At 62.2% G+C, this 18166-nt stretch carries 18 protein-coding genes and 1 tRNA gene; 10 read left to right on the forward strand and 9 right to left on the reverse strand.

Annotated features, from left to right (window positions below; translation table 11 throughout):
- Positions 1-83: 83 nt before the first annotated feature.
- The 3 genes from mutY to mutM all read right to left on the reverse strand — a co-directional run bounded on the left by mutY (position 84) and on the right by mutM (position 3958).
- Positions 84-1130, reverse strand: a complete 1047-nt coding sequence (mutY, locus tag LHU53_RS08345; RefSeq protein ID WP_227332181.1) for an A/G-specific adenine glycosylase — start codon at positions 1128-1130, stop codon at positions 84-86.
- Positions 1120-3075: a dynamin family protein gene (locus LHU53_RS08350; protein WP_227332182.1), complete on the reverse strand. Its 1956-nt coding sequence runs from the start codon at positions 3073-3075 to the stop codon at positions 1120-1122. The genes mutY and LHU53_RS08350 overlap by 11 nt, the downstream gene beginning before the upstream one ends.
- A gap of 67 nt (positions 3076-3142) precedes the next feature.
- The gene (gene mutM / locus LHU53_RS08355; RefSeq protein WP_227332183.1) at positions 3143-3958 is read right to left on the reverse strand and encodes a bifunctional DNA-formamidopyrimidine glycosylase/DNA-(apurinic or apyrimidinic site) lyase; all 816 of its coding nucleotides are present in this window, start codon (positions 3956-3958) and stop codon (positions 3143-3145) included.
- Positions 3959-4041: 83 nt separating this feature from the next.
- Between mutM and LHU53_RS08360 the strand changes: the two genes are divergently transcribed.
- The 8 genes from LHU53_RS08360 to LHU53_RS08395 all read left to right on the forward strand — a co-directional run bounded on the left by LHU53_RS08360 (position 4042) and on the right by LHU53_RS08395 (position 10214).
- Positions 4042-5727, forward strand: a complete 1686-nt coding sequence (locus tag LHU53_RS08360; RefSeq protein WP_227332184.1) for a tetratricopeptide repeat protein — start codon at positions 4042-4044, stop codon at positions 5725-5727.
- 122 nt (positions 5728-5849) lie between these two features.
- Positions 5850-6242: a lipoprotein insertase outer membrane protein LolB gene (locus LHU53_RS08365; RefSeq protein WP_255631962.1), complete on the forward strand. Its 393-nt coding sequence runs from the start codon at positions 5850-5852 to the stop codon at positions 6240-6242.
- 27 nt (positions 6243-6269) lie between these two features.
- Complete coding sequence (gene ispE, locus LHU53_RS08370) at positions 6270-7106, forward strand: 4-(cytidine 5'-diphospho)-2-C-methyl-D-erythritol kinase (RefSeq protein WP_227332185.1); 837 nt, start codon at positions 6270-6272, stop codon at positions 7104-7106.
- A 42-nt stretch (positions 7107-7148) separates the two neighbouring features.
- A tRNA-Gln gene (locus tag LHU53_RS08375) sits at positions 7149-7225 on the forward strand.
- Positions 7226-7288: 63 nt separating this feature from the next.
- A complete protein-coding gene (locus LHU53_RS08380) occupies positions 7289-8266 on the forward strand; it encodes a ribose-phosphate pyrophosphokinase (RefSeq protein ID WP_227332186.1) in 978 nt (325 codons plus the stop codon).
- A gap of 95 nt (positions 8267-8361) precedes the next feature.
- Positions 8362-9018, forward strand: coding sequence for a 50S ribosomal protein L25/general stress protein Ctc (locus LHU53_RS08385; RefSeq protein WP_227332187.1), 657 nt, complete (start codon positions 8362-8364; stop codon positions 9016-9018).
- A gap of 69 nt (positions 9019-9087) precedes the next feature.
- Entirely contained in the window at positions 9088-9756 is a 669-nt protein-coding gene (gene pth / locus LHU53_RS08390) for an aminoacyl-tRNA hydrolase (RefSeq protein WP_227332188.1), read from the forward strand.
- Entirely contained in the window at positions 9753-10214 is a 462-nt protein-coding gene (locus tag LHU53_RS08395) for a hypothetical protein (protein WP_227332189.1), read from the forward strand. Before pth ends, LHU53_RS08395 begins: the two co-directional genes overlap by 4 nt.
- Here the strand turns inward: LHU53_RS08395 and LHU53_RS08400 are convergent.
- The 6 genes from LHU53_RS08400 to LHU53_RS08425 form a co-directional block, all read right to left on the reverse strand.
- Entirely contained in the window at positions 10211-10486 is a 276-nt protein-coding gene (locus LHU53_RS08400; RefSeq protein WP_227332190.1) for a YfhL family 4Fe-4S dicluster ferredoxin, read from the reverse strand. The two genes, LHU53_RS08395 and LHU53_RS08400, sit on opposite strands and share 4 nt — an antisense overlap.
- 39 nt (positions 10487-10525) lie before the next feature.
- Positions 10526-10981, reverse strand: coding sequence for a universal stress protein (locus tag LHU53_RS08405; RefSeq protein ID WP_227332191.1), 456 nt, complete (start codon positions 10979-10981; stop codon positions 10526-10528).
- Positions 10982-11002: 21 nt separating this feature from the next.
- Positions 11003-11503, reverse strand: coding sequence for a pantetheine-phosphate adenylyltransferase (coaD, locus tag LHU53_RS08410; protein ID WP_227332192.1), 501 nt, complete (start codon positions 11501-11503; stop codon positions 11003-11005).
- Positions 11504-11570: 67 nt separating this feature from the next.
- Complete coding sequence (gene rsmD, locus LHU53_RS08415; RefSeq protein ID WP_227332193.1) at positions 11571-12200, reverse strand: 16S rRNA (guanine(966)-N(2))-methyltransferase RsmD; 630 nt, start codon at positions 12198-12200, stop codon at positions 11571-11573.
- Positions 12201-12231: 31 nt separating this feature from the next.
- Positions 12232-13608 (reverse strand): pitrilysin family protein, encoded by a 1377-nt coding sequence (locus LHU53_RS08420; RefSeq protein WP_227332194.1) that lies wholly within the window; start codon positions 13606-13608, stop codon positions 12232-12234.
- 19 nt (positions 13609-13627) lie between these two features.
- Entirely contained in the window at positions 13628-15097 is a 1470-nt protein-coding gene (locus LHU53_RS08425; RefSeq protein ID WP_370632255.1) for a M16 family metallopeptidase, read from the reverse strand.
- A gap of 29 nt (positions 15098-15126) precedes the next feature.
- Between LHU53_RS08425 and ftsY the strand changes: the two genes are divergently transcribed.
- Together ftsY and pilB are read left to right on the forward strand one after the other, a co-directional pair.
- Positions 15127-16311 (forward strand): signal recognition particle-docking protein FtsY, encoded by a 1185-nt coding sequence (gene ftsY, locus LHU53_RS08430; RefSeq protein ID WP_227332195.1) that lies wholly within the window; start codon positions 15127-15129, stop codon positions 16309-16311.
- A 120-nt stretch (positions 16312-16431) separates the two neighbouring features.
- Positions 16432-18165, forward strand: a complete 1734-nt coding sequence (gene pilB, locus LHU53_RS08435) for a type IV-A pilus assembly ATPase PilB (RefSeq protein WP_227332196.1) — start codon at positions 16432-16434, stop codon at positions 18163-18165.
- Position 18166 lies beyond the last annotated feature (1 nt).

The following is an 18166-nucleotide window of genomic DNA, read 5'->3' on the forward strand; positions in this document are numbered from 1 at the left end:
TACGGCTATGTCGCCTCCTCTCGCCTAGCCAGTCAGAAAAATCTGTCGTTTTCATTTTGTTCCTCCATTTCTCTGACGCAGTACTAGGCGCTCAGCAACTTGCGGATCGGCGCTGGCAGGCCCAGCCGGGGCCAGCGGTCAGCATGCACCCAGTCACCCGGCACCGCTGGCGACCCGCCTTGGGGCATGGCGACACGCACCGGGTGCAAATACAAGTCTTTGTGCGTCAACACGTGTTTGATGACCGGCTGATCTTCCAACACGCCCGTCGGGCCAGCTGCCACGGCTGCCTGCAAGGCGTCGCGGTCATCAAACAGCGCCAAGCAATACAAACCCGCCCAAACCCCGGGCGTGGGCCGCTGACTCAGCCAGACCGCACCGTCAGGCGAGACGGCCCACAGCAACCAGAGGGTTTGCGCTGTGCGTTTGAGTTTGCGCGTCTTGACCGGGAAGGCTTCCGGATTGCCCTGCGCCTGCGCCTGGCAAGGCCCTAGCATCGGGCACATCTGGCAGGCAGGTTTTCGGGCGGTGCAGACGGTGGCACCCAGGTCCATGATGGCCTGGGTGTAGCGCGGCATGGTGTTGGCCAGGTCATCGTCCGGCAACAGCCGGGTGGCCTCCTGCCACAAGCGGCGCTCGTTGGCGGCACTGGCCAGATCGGCCTCAAAACCCAGATACCGCGTCAGCACCCGCTTGACATTGCCATCCAGAATGGCCACCCGCTCGCCAAAACAGATGGAGGCCACGGCCGCAGCGGTGGAGGGCCCGATGCCCGGCAAGGTCTGCAACTGGGCCGCCGTGGCGGGGAACGCGCCACCGTGCAAAGCCATGACTTGTTGCGCGCACAGGTGCAGGTTGCGCGCACGACTGTAGTAACCCAAGCCACTCCACAAGCCCAACACGTCGTCCAACGGGGCCTGCGCCAAGGCCGCCACATCGGGAAAACGCGCCAGGAACCGGGCGAAATAGTCTCGCACCGTCACCACCTGGGTTTGCTGCAGCATGATCTCGGACAGCCAGACGCGGTACGGATCGCGCTGGGTTTGCCACGGCAAATCATGCCGTCCATGCGCCAACTGCCAGCGCACCAGCGCCTGCGCGAAGCTGTCGCTGGGGGAACTAGGCCGCATGCATGGCCACCCCAAAACGCGCCGGGGTGGTCATCTGCAACAGCGAGTCGGTCAACTCAACCAGCTTGCGCTCGGCCTGGTCCAGCTCGGCGCTGCGGCCGTTGATTTCGGCAATGCGCTCGTCCAGCCCGGTGGACGCTTGCGCAATACGGTCGATGGCTTCCAGCCGCCGCACAAAATTCTTGCGCCGTTCACGTAGCTGCGAATCCAGCTGGGAGGCTGCAGACTTGCTCCACGCCTCGATGTCGCTCAAAGCGGTTTCATTGACGCTGCGCAGCCGGTTGCTGAGCGCGCGCACCAGCCGGTCGGCAAACTCGGGCTGCGCCAGTCTGAACGCGTTGCTTATGCCCAGATACTGCACATGGCTGCGCTCAATCAGGTCCAGATCATTCAAATAGGGTTCAACCTGTGGCTCATCGGGCACCTGCAGCGAAAAACCATACTCGGTGTTGAGCTGCAAAAAAGTGGCCACCAACATGGCGTGGATTTCCAACCCTTTGACGTGCACCTCGCGCACATTGGCACGCAGACGCTCAAAGGTTTCTCCATAAGAGCGCTTGATGCCCAGCTTGAAGCCTTTTTGCTTGAGCGCGCCAGTGAGCTGCGCCATCTCGTCCTTGAGTGCCTGCGGCCCGAGCAAAGCGAAAATTTCGCGCATCAGCTTCATGTGCACCGAGCGCACGGCGTGAATCTTGACGCCGGCCGCATCAAACTCGGCCTGCTCCTGCGCCACCCGCGCACGCATGTTTTTGATGACCGGCTTGTTCTTGCCCTGCAGGCCCTGGAGTTCAAGCAACTGCTCGGTCAGATCCCGGCGCCGCACCTGCACAAACCGCCCCGTTTCGCCGCGCAGCGCAGCAATGCCCCGCGCCACGGCGGCGCCCAGAATCTTTTGCCGCCGCCCCATGATGTCGTGACTGAGGGCGTCTTCCAGTTGGTCCAGACAACTGCGCTTGAGCAACGCGGCGTCGTTCTTGACCTTGCCGACCAGCCCTTTTTGCGCCGACACGGCCACCACCTGATCCTGCGTAATGCCCAGAATCTCGGCTGAACTGCGTTTTTGCCGCTCGATCTGCGCCTGCACCTCTTGCGGGCTGTCCAGCGCGTCCCACAAGGTGTCGATCTTGTTCAGCACCACCAGGCGGGTCGACAGGTCTTGCCCGTCTTCCACCAGATGTTCGCGCCAGATCGACAAATCAGATTGGGTCACACCCGTGTCGGCACCCAGGATGAAAACCACCGCCTGCGCCTGCGGGATCAGGCTCACCGTCAGCTCAGGTTCAGCGCCAATCGCGTTCAGGCCAGGCGTGTCCAGAATGACCAGGCCCTGTTTGAGCAGCGGGTGCGCGATATTGATCAGGGCATGCCGCCATTTGGGCACTTCCAGCAAGCCATTGGCGTCCGGCACCGGGTTGCTGTCGCTGGACTGGGCGTGCCAGAAACCCAGCGCGCGCGCTTCTTCCTGCGTGACACGCCGCGTCTCGGCCACTTTGGCAAAGGCTTCGGACAGCTGTTTGGGGTTGCTGACCTCCAGGTCAATACGCTCCCACTTCTCCGGCACCATGCGCCACTCCATGAGCGACTGGGGATGCAGGCGGGTCTCGATGGGCAACAGGCGCAGGCAGGGCGGCACCTCGGCATCAAACCCCATCTCGGTGGGGCACATGGTGGTGCGCCCGGCGCTGGCGGGCATGATGCGACGACCGTAACCGGCGAAGAAGATGGCGTTGATCAGCTCGGATTTGCCGCGCGAAAACTCGGCCACAAAAGCCACCATCACCTTGTCGACCCGCACCTGGGCTTCCAGCCGATGCAGCCGGTCTTCGACCGAGGCGTCCATCAGGTCCTGATCCTGCAACCACTGGGCCAACAGCTTCAAACGCAACGCAAACTCACGCCGCCAGACACTGTGCTGGTCAAATTTTTCGTTGAATGACGTTCCCAATCTGCCTCCAAAACGTGAGCATCCAACCAATATAGCACCCTTGCCAACGCGTTTTGGGCACGGTTTTTTATGGCTTTTGACAAACGGGACAGTAAAACGTGGCGCGCTGACCCTGGCGGATCATCTTGATCAGAGCGCCGCATGGGTGGCACGGTTGACCCGCGCGACCGTACACCCTGGCTTGCAGCTGGAAATACCCGGCGTGCCCATCGGCGTTGGAGAAATCGCGCAAGGTGCTGCCGCCCTGTTCCACCGCCCGGGCCAGCACATCACGGATGGCGGCGTGCAGACGCGCCACGCGTGGCCGACTCAACCGGTTGGCCCGGCAAGTGGGCCGTATGCCAGCCAGAAACAGCGCCTCGGACGCATAAATATTGCCCACCCCCACCACCAGATCCCCGGCCAGCAACACCTGTTTGATGACCGATTTGCGCAACTCGAGACCCTGGGCAAATTTCTCCAGCTCAAAGTCTTCCGAGAGCGGCTCCATGCCCAGGTGCCCCAGCAATTTCAGCGCGGCGGGTGACGTCAGGCTGTCGACATACACCACCGCACCAAAACGCCGCGGGTCGTTCAGACGCAAGCTGCCGTGGGTGGTGCACAGTTCAAAATGATCGTGCGCCCCGGGCGCGGGCAAATCACGTGCAAACCGCAAGCTGCCTGACATGCCCAGGTGCAGCACCAACCAGCCATCGCTCAAGGCCATCAATAGATACTTGCCGCGCCGGCCCACCGTGCGCACCGTTCGTCCCACCAGGGCATCGGGCAGACAACCCAGCGGCCAACGCAGCGGTTTGCCCAGGTGCAGCGCCGTGATTTGCGCCCCTTCAATGGCGTCGACGAAACTGCGCCGGGTCACTTCAACTTCGGGTAATTCAGGCATGGAGACCAGTCGGGGAAAGCATGGATTATTATGAACGGATGCGCCTCAAAACAGTTTTATTGCCCCTTTTGATCTCTTGCACAATGGGCTTGCACGCCCAGACGGCCAGCCCGCCTGAGCCGGTAGCCAAAAGGTCGGCGCTGACGGCACCGCTTTTTTATGAAATTTTGCTCGGTGAACTCAACGCCCGTGCGCAAGAACCTGGCGCCGCGTTCTCGCTGATGCTGGACGCCGCCCAAAAATCTCGCGACCCAGCAGTGTTCAAGCGGGCGGTCCAGATTGCGCTGCAGGCGCGCTCGGGTGAGTCGGCCTTGCAAGCCGCCAAGGCCTGGCGCCTGGCGCTGCCCGACTCGCGGGAAGCCAACCATTTTGTGCTGCAGATTCTGCTGGGGCTGAACCGGGTGGCCGACACGCTGGAGCCGCTCAAGCGCGAGATTGCTCTGGCGCCGGCCAAAGATCGGCGCGACCTGATCTGGTCGTTGCCGCCTGCCTTTGAGCGACTGGGCGAGCGGCATCTGGCGGCGTTGACGTTTCAGAAAGCGCTGGCCAACTGGCTGAACGACCCGGCCGTGGGCGCCACCGCCTGGGCGTCGATCGGGCGGGTCTGGCTCGCTGCCGGCGACAAGACCAAAGCGTTGGAGGCCGCCGCGAAAGGCTTGGCGGTTGATGCCAAATCCGAACACCCGGCGCTGTTGGCCCTGTCGCTGATGAGCCCTGAGACACCGTCGGCAGAACTGCTGGTCAAAAAGCACCTGCCCCACGCGCGGCCGCCCTACCGCATGGCCTACATCAAGGCACTGCTGCGAAACCAGCGTGAAGACGATGCCAAACGCGAATTGCAACGCATCAGAACCCAGACGCCCGACTACGCCGATGCCTGGCTGATTGACGGCGCGCTGGCACTGCAGGCGGGTCAACTCGATCTTGCCGAGCAGCAATTGCAGCAGTATCTGGCGCTGGTGGATGCCGCGCCCGCCGAACCGCCACACGCCGACACCCAGCGCGGTCGCTCGCAAGCGTTTTTCTCGTTGTCAGAACTGGCCGTCAAACGCCAGGACCTGACCAGTGCGCAAAACTGGCTGCAGCGTGTAGACACCCCCGAAGACATGCCACGGGCGCAAATTCGCCGGGCCGCCCTGATGGCGCAACAAGGCCAGGTGGATGATGCAATCAACCTGATCCGCGGGCTGCCCGAGAACTCGGACGCAGACGTCCGACTCAAACGCACCGCTGAGGCGCAATTGCTGCGCGACAACAAACTTTTTGAGCGGGCCCGCGACAGGTTGCAAACACTTGCTGCGCAATACCCGGAGGATCTGGATCTGGTCTACGAATTGGCCATGGCGCACGAAAAACTGGGCAACCTGCCCGAGATGGAGCGCCTGCTGCGCCAGCTGATCGCCGCCAAGCCAGACGACCCGCACGCCTACAACGCCTTGGGTTACTCGCTGGCCGACCGCAACCTGCGTCTGCCCGAGGCCATCGCGCTGATCAACAAAGCGCTGGAACTCGCGCCCAAAGACCCCTTCATCATCGACAGTCTGGCCTGGGCACAATTTCGCAGTGGCAACCTGGCCGAAGCCTTGCGCCTGCTCAAGGGCGCCTTCAGCGACCGGCCCGACGCTGAAATAGCCGCCCATCTGGGTGAAGTCCTGTGGGTGGCGAACCAGCAGCAGGAGGCTTTGGAAGTCTTTCGTGCCGGCCTCAAGCTCAACCCCGACAACGACACACTCACCGAGACGCTGAAACGGCTGCGTGTCTCGCCGTGACACATCGCCGTACCGTCTTGGCGCTGGGCGCCCTCATCGCCACATCATGGGTGGCTGGGTGCGCCACCAACAGACGCATCGTCGACCCAAATGTTGGTCCAACATCACTCTGGCAGGGGCGCTTGTCGGTCCGCGTGCAAGCTGCGCCCGATGCCGGCCAGGCGCCAGACCAGTCGTTCAGTGCGGCATTTGAATTGCAGGGCAATGCCAGCCTCGGCGACTTGTTCTTGTTCACGCCGCTGGGCAGCGTTGCCGCGGCCATTCACTGGAGTCCTGACGGCGCGGTGCTGCAGGCGCGTGGCGAAACACAGACGTTCAGTGATCTGGCGCAACTGATGCAACAGGTGCTGGGCACCGATGTGCCGGTCACCGCCCTGTTTGCGTGGCTGGCTGGCCAAATTCAGGAGGTGGATGGCTGGCAGGTGGATTTGTCGCGCCAGCGACAGGGCAAAATCGTGGCCCGCCGCGGCGCACCCGCCCTGCCCGCCGAACTGCAAGTGCTGCTTGACCAGTGAGCCCCCGCCGATCCGCCTTTTTTCACCATGACATCCATCCACGACATTTGCGCACCAGCCAAGCTCAACCTCTTTCTTCACATCGTGGGCCGCAGGCCGGACGGCTACCACTTGCTGGAGTCGGTGTTCATGCTGATCGACTGGCACGACACCCTGCACGTGGAGTTGCGCCGTGACGGCCAGATCAGCCGTGAAGACCTGACCACCGAACTGCCGCCCCATGACTTGATCGTGCGGGCGGCGCTGGCGCTGCAGCAGGCCAGCGGCACGCGCCAAGGTGCCCATATCGCCATCGATAAACAGATTCCGGCACAAGCCGGTATGGGCGGTGGCTCGTCGGACGCGGCCAGCACCTTGCTGGCACTGAACCGGCTATGGGGGCTGAATCTGAGTCTGGTCGACTTGATGGCCATTGGTCTGAAACTGGGTGCCGACGTGCCTTTTTTTCTGGGTGGCCACAACGCCTGGGTCACCGGCATCGGTGAAATCATGCAGCCTGTCGATGTGCCCGAGGCGCGCTTTCTGGTGCTCAAACCCGGCGTCGGGTTGGAGACCCAGCGAATTTTTTCGCACCCAGGTTTGAAAAGGGACACCAAACCCGCTATACTTTCAGGCTTCGCTGCAAACACCTTTGACTACGGTCGAAACGATTTGCAGAGCGTTGCCCAGCAGTTGTGTCCCGAAATTGATCAGGCTTTGAACTGGTTAAATGCTTCAGGACTCAAAGGCAGGATGACAGGCTCTGGAAGTGCGGTGTTTGCTCGGCTGTTGCATGACGTTGATACTTCCAGTCTTCCTGGGCAGTTTCAATACAGGTTATGCAACAACCTGCCAGTTCATCCCCTACACGGGTGGGCTGTTTAGGACAAGGTTATCGGTGGGTCATGTTGAATGGTCCGCCCGTGTAGGGGAGTCGCCAAGCTGGTTAAGGCACTGGATTTTGATTCCAGCATGCGAAGGTTCGAATCCTTCCTCCCCTGCCAAATTTCCAAGCATGTTGTTCGCCAACATGCACAAACAATAGCGACTTAACTGTTGGGAACACCATGCAAGCCGATCAAGCCCCCGATTTCATGGTATTCACAGGCAACGCCAACCCATCGTTGGCGGCCGATATTGCCAGCCACCTCAAGACCGGTTTGGGTGCAGCCGAGGTGGGTCGGTTCTCTGACGGTGAAGTCACCGTCGAAATCAAACAAAACGTGCGTGCCCGCGATGTGTTCGTGGTGCAAAGCACCTGCGCACCCACCAATGAAAACCTGATGGAACTGCTGATCATGGTGGACGCGCTCAAGCGCGCTTCCGCCGAACGTATCAGCGCCGTCATTCCGTATTTTGGTTACGCCCGGCAGGACCGCCGCCCGCGCTCCAGCCGTGTGCCGATCACCGCCAAGGTGGTGGCCAACATGTTGCAAGCGGTTGGTGTGGCCCGAGTGCTGACCATGGACTTGCACGCCGACCAGATTCAGGGTTTCTTTGACATTCCGGTTGACAACATTTACGCCTCGCCCGTGTTGCTGGGCGACTTGCGCCAGAAAAATTATGACGACCTGATCGTGGTGTCTCCCGATGTGGGTGGTGTGGTTCGAGCCCGTGCGCTGGCCAAACAACTCGACTGCGATCTGGCCATCATCGACAAACGTCGGCCCCGCGCCAATGTCAGCGAAGTGATGCATGTGATCGGCGAAATTGAAGGCCGCAATTGCGTCATCATGGACGACATGATCGACACCGCCGGCACGCTGGTCAAAGCGGCCGAGGTGCTGAAAAAGCGCGGCGCGAAAAAAGTCTACGCGTATTGCACCCACCCCATTTTCTCCGGCCCGGCCATCGATCGCATCAGCAACGGCCAGGCGCTGGACGAAGTGGTGGTGACCAACACCATCCCCTTGAGCGCCAACGCCCTGGCCTGCCCGAAAATCAGGCAACTGAATGTGGCGCCCCTCATTGCGGAGACCATCCACCGGATTGCCCTGGGCAAGTCGGTCATGAGTTTGTTTTCTGATCAGGACAACCTGTTCTGACCAGAATCCCCAGTGGCTCGTGCACCCATCCGGGGTGCCGGGCTTTTTTAATCCGGGTCGCACTGGTCGCGGTCGGCCCCATCAGGAGTTAGTTTATGAACATCGTCGCTTTTGAGCGCGCCAAGCAAGGTACGGGTGCGAGCCGCCGTCTGCGCATCACCGGTCGCACGCCCGGTATCGTTTACGGTGGAGCAGCCCAGCCACAACTCATCGAAGTTGATCACAACGCCCTGTGGCATGCCCTGAAAAAAGAAGCCTTCCACTCCAGCATTCTGGACATGGACATCGCCGGTACCGCCCAAAAGGTTTTGTTGCGTGACGTGCAAGTGCACCCGTTCAAGCAACTCGTGCTGCACGTGGATTTCCAGCGTGTGGACGCCACCACCAAGCTGCACATGAAGGTGCCGCTGCACTTTGTCGGCGACGACCAGTCGATGGCTATCAAGTCTGAAGGCTGCATTGCCAACCACGTGATCAGTGAAATCGACGTGCTATGCCTGCCCGCCGACCTGCCTGAGTTCATCACCGTGGACTTGAGCGGTCTGCGCAAAGGCAGCTCGCTGCACCTGCAAGACGTGCCGATGCCCAAGGGTGTCAAGGCCATCACCCACGGCAGCGACAAGAACCCGGTGGTAGTCTCTGTGGTGGTGGTGGCTGCGGCTGAAGCTCCTGCCGAGGCAGCCCCCGCGGCTGACGCCAAGCCAGCTGGCAAGGGCGGCAAGCCAGCTGCCAAGCCTGCTGCCAAGAAATAAGTCCACAAGGACTGTCCAAGAGCCCACTTCGGTGGGCTTTTTTACGCCTGCACTTGCATAATTCGCACCATGATTCGACTTTTTGTTGGCCTGGGAAACCCCGGCCCGGACTACGACGCCACCCGCCACAACGCAGGTTTCTGGTGGATCGACGCCGTTGCCAAAGCCTTGAACGTGACCCTGACCATGGACAAAAGCTACCACGGCATGGTGGCCCGAACCGTGGTCAATGGGCAAACCGTGTGGCTGCTCAAACCACAGACATTCATGAACCTCAGCGGCAAGTCGGTGGCAGCACTGGCCAATTTTTTCAAAATCAGCCCGCAAGAGATGCTGGTGGCGCATGACGAACTGGACATTGCGCCCGGCGAAGCCAAGCTCAAACTCGGTGGCAGCCACGCTGGCCACAACGGCCTGCGCGACATCCACGCCCAGTTCGGCACCGACCAATACTGGCGCTTGCGCCTGGGCATCGGTCATCCGGGCAACAAGGCGGAAGTGGTCCACTGGGTGCTGAAAAAACCCTCGCCAGACCATCACATTGCCATCGATCAAAGCATTGACCGGGCACTCAAAGCCTTGCCGCAGCTGCTCAGAGGCGACATGGAGCAGGCCACCCGCTTGATCCACACCAGCAAACCGCCACGGCCCAAGATCCCCAAACCGCAGCCCACCCAAGCGCTCACGCCTGGCCCAGCCCAAAAACCTGCCACGATGTCCGAGAAGGAGCCGCCATGATCCGCACGCGCTGTTGGGTGATGTCCGTCTTGATCGCTGCCAGCACTTTGTCGACGCTGGCCACCGCCGAGAACGTCTACAAATGTGGCAACACCTACAGCCAGTCGCCCTGCCCGGGTGCCAAACTGCTGAACATCGACGACAGCCGCGACCCGCAGCAGAAAAAGCTCAAAGACGAGGTGACCCGGCGCGATGCTGAATTGGCCAACGACATGGAAAAAACCCGGCTGGCCAACGAAGCCGCCTTGGCGGCGCAGCGCACACCACCCGCCCAAAACGCTGGCAAACCCCAACGTGTCAAGGTCGTCACGGCCGAGCCAACATTGGTCTACGCGCGCAAGCCGCGCCTGAACCGGCCTCACAAACCGAAAGCCTTTACCGCTGCGGTGCCGGACACGGTGGACAAACCCGGCAAGCCCGGCAAACCGCGCACCCACCGGCCAGAGGGCGCGCGCTAGAGACCGGGTGTCTCCGGCGCTGCCAATTGCGCCTGCAGGCGCTGGTACTTTTTAAACAGCGTCTCGCGGTCTTCCACATGCGCCGGGTTGACCGGAATGCAATTCACCGGGCATACCTGCACACACTGGGGCTCGTCAAAGTGACCCACACACTCGGTGCATTTGTCCGGGTTGATCTCGTAAATGTCCTGGCCCATGAAGATCGCCTGGTTTGGGCACTCGGGCTCACACACATCACAGTTGATGCACTCAATGGTGATCAGCAGCGCCATGCCAGACTTCCGAACGGTAAGCGAGGCGAAAACAGGGGCCTAGGCTGCCGCATCAGCCTCGGGCTCTTCAAAGCTCTTCACGATCATGACCGGCACCCCCGCCGCATGCAGCAGCTCGTTGGAGACCGAGCCCAGCAGCGCGCTGCGCAGCGTGCTGGTGCCGCTGGCGCCCATCACCACCATGTCACAGCCATAGTTCTCCAGGATGTCGACCAGCGTGTGCGCGGGGTCACCGGTGGCCACTTCAGACTCGAAATCAATCCCCGCCTCTTCCAGCAACGTCTGCGCAGGTTTCAAGGTATTCACACCGGCGGCGGCGCTGACCTCCTCGATGAGTTGCGGGTCGTGCGCCACCATCAATTCGTACAGGCTGGCTGGCTCCTGCACATTGGCCAGCACCACCGAGGTGTTGAGGCCGCTGTCCGCCAGACGGATGGCCATCAGCACAGCCTCCAGTGCAGCGGTCGAGCCATCAAAGGGCAATAATATTTTCATGGTTTTCTCCAGATAAACGGATCAAGCGGCAGATGGGCCGCGCACTTTGTCAAGCAAGCGCTGGTTGACACCAGGCGACACAAACGGGGCCACCTCGCCACCCAAGGTGGCAATCTCACGCACCAGGGTGCTGGAGATGAACTGGTATTTGTCACTGGGGGCCAAGAAAATGGTTTCCACGGTGGGCATCAGGGTGCGGTTCATGCCAGCCAGCTGGAACTCGTAGTCAAAGTCGGTCACAGCGCGCAAGCCGCGCACCATGGCCTTGGCACCGCTGGCGATGACAAAGTCACGCAGCAGGCCGTGAAACTCGGCCACTTCCACACCTGGCACATCCGCCAGGGCCAAACGCGCCATCTCGACGCGCTCTTGCAAGGTGAACAGCGCCTTTTTATGGTGCCCTGCCGCCACGGCCACAATCACGCGGTCAAACAATTGCGCGGCGCGGCGCACGATGTCTTCGTGTCCGAGGGTGATCGGATCAAAGGTGCCGGGGTAAACCGCGATCTGGTGATGGGGCATGGGTCAATTCTTTCGGGCCAGGGAATGCCGCTGATTATCGTGCGGGTGTTTGGCAAGGCAGGGCAGCTCAGGCCACCGCAGCGGTGATGCGTTGCAGCAAATGGGCGTGCACCGCACCGGCCTTCAGGTGGCGGTAGAGCTGCAGTTGCGCGGCCTGCAGGCGCTCATCCGTCCACCGCACGGGGGCTTCGAGGTACACAAACCCGCTTGGTTTCACCGCCTGGGCTGCCGCCAACACCGCGGCGTCGAACACCTCCGAGTCAAACGGCGGGTCCAGAAAGATGACGTCCAGGCTGCTGGGGGCGGCTTGCCTGAGCGCAGTCACACCATCGGCACGCGCCACCTGCACGGTCTCCAGCTTGAGTTGCGAAGCGATCCGTTTGAGCTGGTCCACCAGCGCCGCGTCGTTCTCGATGAGACGAACCTCGGTCGCCCCGCGTGAGGCCGATTCGAACCCCAACGCACCGGTGCCCGCAAACGCGTCCAGGCAGCGCCAGCCCGTCAGGTCCTGGCCCAGCCAGTTGAACAGCGTCTCGCGCACGCGGTCAGGTGTGGGGCGCAGGCCGGGGTTGTCGGCCACCGGCAACTTGGTGCGTTTGAACAGGCCGCCAATGATGCGGACTTCGTGGGTTTGCACGGCGCGCGGGCGCACCGGCTTGCGGTAGGGAGCGGGGGGAGCTTTTTTCATCATCGGCATGTTATCCCGGCTGGACGGCCGGGCCGATGCCTCAGGGCTTGGCGGGCGCACCACCCAGCACCACGGTCACCATCCGATCGGGCTGCAGTTTGCGCGCAAAAGCGGCCTGGATGTCGGCCAGGGTGACTTGGGCTACCTGCGCTGTCCAGGTGTCCAGATAGTTCAGCGGCAAGTTGTTCCAGGCCATGTTGGCGACATTGCCAAGCAGCTTGCGGTTGCTGTCAATCAGCAGCGGGAAACCACCCACCAGGTTGTCCTTGGCGGCTTGAAGCTCAGCCTGGGTCGGACCATCGGTCACAAACTTGGCCACCACCTCACGCACCACGCGCACTGCCTCGTCGGCCTGATCGGGCCGGGTTTGCAGGCCCACGCTGAAGGCGCCTGCGTGCTGGCCGGGTGCAAACCCGCTGTAGACGCTGTAACTCAAGCCCCGCTTTTCACGCACTTCCTGGGTCAGGCGCGAGACAAAGCCCCCGCCGCCCAGGATGTAGTTGCCCACCGTCAGCGCGAAATGGTCAGGGTCGTCGCGCCGGTACCCTGGCTGCCCGATCAACACTTGTGCCTGGGCCGACTCAAACGCGATGCGCTGCTCACTGCCTGCGGCCAGCGGCTGCACCTCAGCCACGGCGGGCAGCGGCGCGCAGGCGTCGGCCTGGGCCTGACGCTCAGACGTCAGCCTGGCCAGCAACTGCTGCACCAGCATGTCAGCCTGTGGGCGGTTGACCGCGCCTACGATAGTGACTTTGGCACGGCACGGGGCCACCATCTGGCGGTACAGGGCCGCCATGTCGGCCACCTCGATGTTGGCCAGCGTGGCCTCGGTCATCTCATAACCGTAGGGGTGCGCGCCATACACAGCCTGGGCAAAAGCACGGCCCGCCAGCGTGCCGGGCCGAGTGTTGGCCTCTTTGATGGCCGCCTGCAGGCTGCCACGTTCACGCTGCCAGATAGCCAGCGGGAAGGCGGGCTGCGCCAACTGCCGCGCGGCCAGTTGCACCGCCTGCCCCAGCAGATCAGGGTAGGTGAGCGAGCGCAGCGAAAAACTCATGCGGTCATCGCCTGCGTGAGCTGAAAAGCTGGCACCCAGGTCGGCCCAGGCCTCACCCAACGCGTTTTCGTCCAACGCGGGCTCGTTGGCACCCGCGCCTGCCAGCACGCCCTTGCTGACCATGCTGGCGGTCACACTGGCCAAACCGGCTTTGTCGGCCGGGTCACGGCGGCTACCGGCGTCCAGGTCGATTTGCACGTCCACCATCGGAATGGCCGGGCTTTGCACCAGATAAACCTGCGCGCCGCTGGGCTGGGTCCAATGTTCAATGGGAATGCCCGCCCAGGTCAGATTGACAAAACACAGGGCTGCGGCGCCAGTCCTGAGGGCGTGAAATGCGATATTTTTCAGAGTCGTCATAAATTATGGAAACGATGTGTCAGTGTCTGGAACCGGCGGGTGGGGTGCGCGGTTTGCGGCTTGTGTCCAGCGGCTGGGGCAGCAGGTGCGCCACGGTGAGCTGGTCATCGCCAAAATACTGGCGTGCCACCTGCTGCACCTGGGGGGCGGTGACGGCGCGCAGGCGCTGCAGCAGTTGCTCGCCGGCATCCACCGGCAAACCTTGCGCCCACTGGGTGCCCAGTTCACGCGCCTGGTTGAACAAGGAATCGAGCTTGTAGACCTCGCTGGCGACCCACTGGGTTTTGACACGGGCCAATTCGGCTTCGGTGATGCCCTCGGTGCCAATGCGCTGCACCTGCGCACGCAGCGCCTGCTCGACCTGATCCGCCGTTTTGCCCTGGGTCGGCACGCCGGTCAGCATGAACAGCTGCGGGCCACGGCCCCACAGGCCGTTGTAGGCACCGGCGCTGTCGGCCACGCGCTGCGGGCCTTGGGTCAGGGTGCGCTCCAGGCGGGCGCCCTGGTAGCCGTCCAGCACGGCCGCCAGCACGGTCAATGCCAGCGCGTCAGTGTCATTGGGTGAGCCTTCCTGCCATTGCAGCGACGGCACCTTGTAGGCCAGCACCACATGCGCCTGCTCGGCGGGTGCCTTGAAGGCCAGGCGCTTGATGCCCGCCTGGGCAGGCTCGGCGCGCGGCTTGCGCTCTGGCACGGCACGGGTCGGCAGGCTGCCGTAGTATGTGTCGGCCAGGGCGCGCACCTGAGCCACATCCACATCACCCGCCACCACCACGGCGGCGTTGGCGGGCACATACCAGCGCTGGTAAAAGTCACGTGCATCCGCTGGCGTCAGGGCCTCGAGGTCGCTCATCCAGCCCACAATCGGGCGGCGGTAGGGCGAGGCGACAAACACCGTCGCATTGAGCGCCTCATACATCAGCGCTTGCGGGTTGTCTTCGGTGCGCAGGCGGCGCTCTTCCTTGACCACTTCGAGCTCTTTTTTGAACGCGTCGTCGGCCCACTGGCTGTGGGCAAAACGGTCCGATTCCAGCCGCATCACGTCTTCGAGCCGCTGCACCGGCACCATCTGGTAATAGCCGGTGTAGTCGCGGCTGGTGAATGCGTTGTCACGCCCGCCCAAAGCGGCCACACGCCGGGAGAACTCTCCCGCGGGCACCTTGGGCGTGCCCTTGAACATCATGTGCTCCAGCACATGGGCCACGCCGGACGTGCCGTCCACCTCGTCCATGGCGCCGACTCGCACCCACAACATGTGCACCGCCGTGGGCGCACGCCGATCAGGTTTGACGATCAACGTCAACCCATTGGCCAAGGTGAACTGCTGGGCACGGACCGGGGCCGCCGTGGCCACATCGTGTGGGGGGGGTGCCGGTGTCGGCTGGGCCAGCGCGATGGCCGAGGTCGTGAAGTTGATCGCTGTCAATAAGGGCAAAAAGCAGCGCCTGGCGAAACCAAATGGGGGGGGCAGAGGGGTTGGACGTTTCATAGAATGCAGTGATACCACGAAACGCCAAAATGTTCAGTTTCTTTAAAAAAAAGTCCGCCTCCGCCCCGCCCCCTCCACCTGCGTTGCCTGAAGCGGGCGCACCGCTGATTGGGTCGGCGTCCGTGTCCACGGCGGCCCCGGCTGCCACCGACACGACGACCGGCGTGCCTGCCCTGACCCCAGCGCATCCGGCGGCCTTGACCAAGCTGGTACCCCCTCCCCCCGAGGCGGTAGCGCCCGCCAAACCGGCAACCGAATCCCCCGTGCGCACGTCATGGCTGGCCAAGCTCAAGACCGGCCTGCGCAAAACCGGCGCCAGCATCGCCACCGTGTTCACCGGCACCCAGATCGACGATGCGTTGTACGAAGACCTGGAAAACGCGCTGTTGATGGCGGACACCGGCGTCAAGGCCACCTCGCATTTGCTGGAAGACCTCAAACGCCGCGTCAAGGAGGCCAAAACCACCGACCCCGCCGCCGTCAAAGGGCTGCTGGTGCAGTCGCTGGCCCAGTTGCTGACACCGCTGCAAAAGCCGCTGCTGATTGGCCAGTTCAAACCCACCGTGATCATGGTCGCAGGTGTCAACGGCGCGGGCAAAACCACGTCGATTGGCAAACTCACCCGGCATCTGGCCAGCGAAGGGGCCACCGTGCTGCTGGCCGCGGCCGACACCTTCCGGGCGGCTGCGCGTGAACAGCTTGGCATCTGGGCCGACCGCAACACGGTGGACATCATCAGCCAGGACGGGGGCGACCCGGCGGCCGTGTCGTTTGATGCGGTGAGTGCGGGCAAGGCGCGCGGGCGCGATGTGGTGCTGGTGGACACCGCCGGGCGCCTGCCTACCCAATTGCACTTGATGGAAGAGCTGAAAAAGATCAAGCGTGTGATCCAGAAAACCGGCCCGCTGGCCGACCTGGCCGACCTGGCCAACCCCAGCGCAGCCAGCGCCGCCAGCGTGCCGCCGCATGAAATCCTGCTGGTGATTGACGGGAACACCGGCCAGAACGCACTCAGCCAAGTCAAGGCGTTTGACGACATCCTGGGGCTGACCGGCCTGATCGTGACCAAGCTCGACGGCACGGCCAAAGGCGGTGTCCTGGCAGCCATTGCCCGCGAGCGCCCGATACCGGTGTATTTCATCGGTGTGGGTGAAAAGCTGGAGGATCTGGAAACGTTCAACGCCCAGGAATTTGCGCAAGCCCTGCTCTCCTGAGGCCAAACCGGCAGCCACGCGGGCTGATCTGCCCAGGACGTCGCGTATTTGCCAATTCACACCTTGTCGTCCCCGGCAGGTCATTTGAAAAAAACCGATCAGGTAGTACATTCTCCCCTTATGTCTATGACCGAAACAATGCCACTCAGCACGCCAGTCAGCACCTTGCCAGGGCTGGGACGCACGCTGGTGATGGCAGGCAAGTTGGAACAAAAGTACGCCGAAGAGATTTTTCGCAAGGCACAGTTCAAGCGGTCCAGTTTTATTGCCGAACTCACCGGATCGGGCGCGGTGTCTGCCAAAGATCTGGCGCACACCTTGTCGCTGGCCTTTGCGGTGCCCATCATCGACCTGGACGCCATCAACCCGCAGCTGTTGCCGCGTGGTTTGCTGGACAACAAAACCTGCCAGGACTACCGCCTGGTGGTGCTGGGCAAGCGGCAGAACCGGTTGATCGTGGCCACGGCGGACCCATCTGACCAGCAAGCCGCCGAAAAAATCAAATTCTCCACCCGCCAGAGCGTGGACTGGGTGGTGGCCGAATACGACAAACTGCTCAAACTGGTGTCGAGCAGCACGCTGACGGCCACCGAGTCAATCGACAACATCGTGGGCGACGATTTCGAGTTTGACGAGCTGATGACCGAACAGGTCAATGACAGTGCGACCGCAGCGTCATCCGAGGTCGACGACGCGCCGGTGGTCAAGTTCCTGCACAAGATGATGCTGGACGCGTTCTCGATGCGCGCCTCTGACCTGCACTTCGAGCCCTACGAGCACAACTACCGGGTGCGTTTTCGCATTGACGGTGAGCTGCGCGAAATTGCCTCACCCCCGATTGCGATCAAGGACAAGCTGGCCTCGCGCATCAAGGTGATCTCGAAGATGGACATCTCCGAGAAACGGGTGCCGCAAGACGGCAAGATGAAGCTCAAGGTCGGGCCGGACCGGGTGATCGACTTCCGTGTCAGCACCCTGCCCACCTTGTTTGGCGAAAAGATCGTGATCCGGATTCTGGACCCCAGCACCGCCAAGCTGGGCATTGACGCGCTGGGTTACGAGCCGGAGGAAAAAGAGCGGCTGATGAACGCCATCGGTCGGCCCTACGGCATGATCCTGGCCACCGGCCCGACCGGCTCGGGCAAAACCGTGTCGCTGTACACCTGCCTGAACCTGTTGAACAAGCCCGGTGTCAACATCGCCACGGTAGAAGACCCGTCTGAAATCAACCTGCCGGGCGTGAACCAGGTCAACGTCAACGAAAAGGCCGGGCTGACCTTTTCGGTGGCGCTCAAATCTTTTCTGCGGCAAGACCCCGACATCATCATGGTGGGTGAAATCCGCGACATCGAAACCGCTGATATCGCCATCAAGGCTGCGCAGACGGGTCACCTGGTGCTGTCCACCTTGCACACCAACGATGCGCCGTCCACGCTCACGCGTATGCGCAACATGGGTATAGCACCGTTCAATATTGCCTCCAGTGTGTTGTTGATTTCGGCGCAACGCCTGGCGCGCAGGCTGTGCGCCACCTGCAAAAAAGCCATTGAGGTGCCTGAGAAAGCCTTGCTGGACGCCGGTTTCAAGCCCGCCGAGATTGATGGCAGCTGGAAGCCCTATCACCCGGTGGGATGCAACGCCTGCAACAACGGTTACAAAGGCCGGGTCGGCCTGTACCAGGTGATGCCCATCACGGAAGACATCCAGCGCATCATCCTGCGCGATGGCAGCACACTTGAGATTGCCGAGCAGGCCCGGCGGGACGGCGTCAAAACCATGCGGGAAGCGGGCTTGCAAAAAGTCAGGATGGGATTGACCTCGCTGGAAGAGGTTTTGGCAGTCACCAATGAATAAA

The sequence above is a fragment of the Rhodoferax sp. U2-2l genome, assembly GCF_020594515.1.
Lineage (GTDB): Bacteria > Pseudomonadota > Gammaproteobacteria > Burkholderiales > Burkholderiaceae_C > Rhodoferax.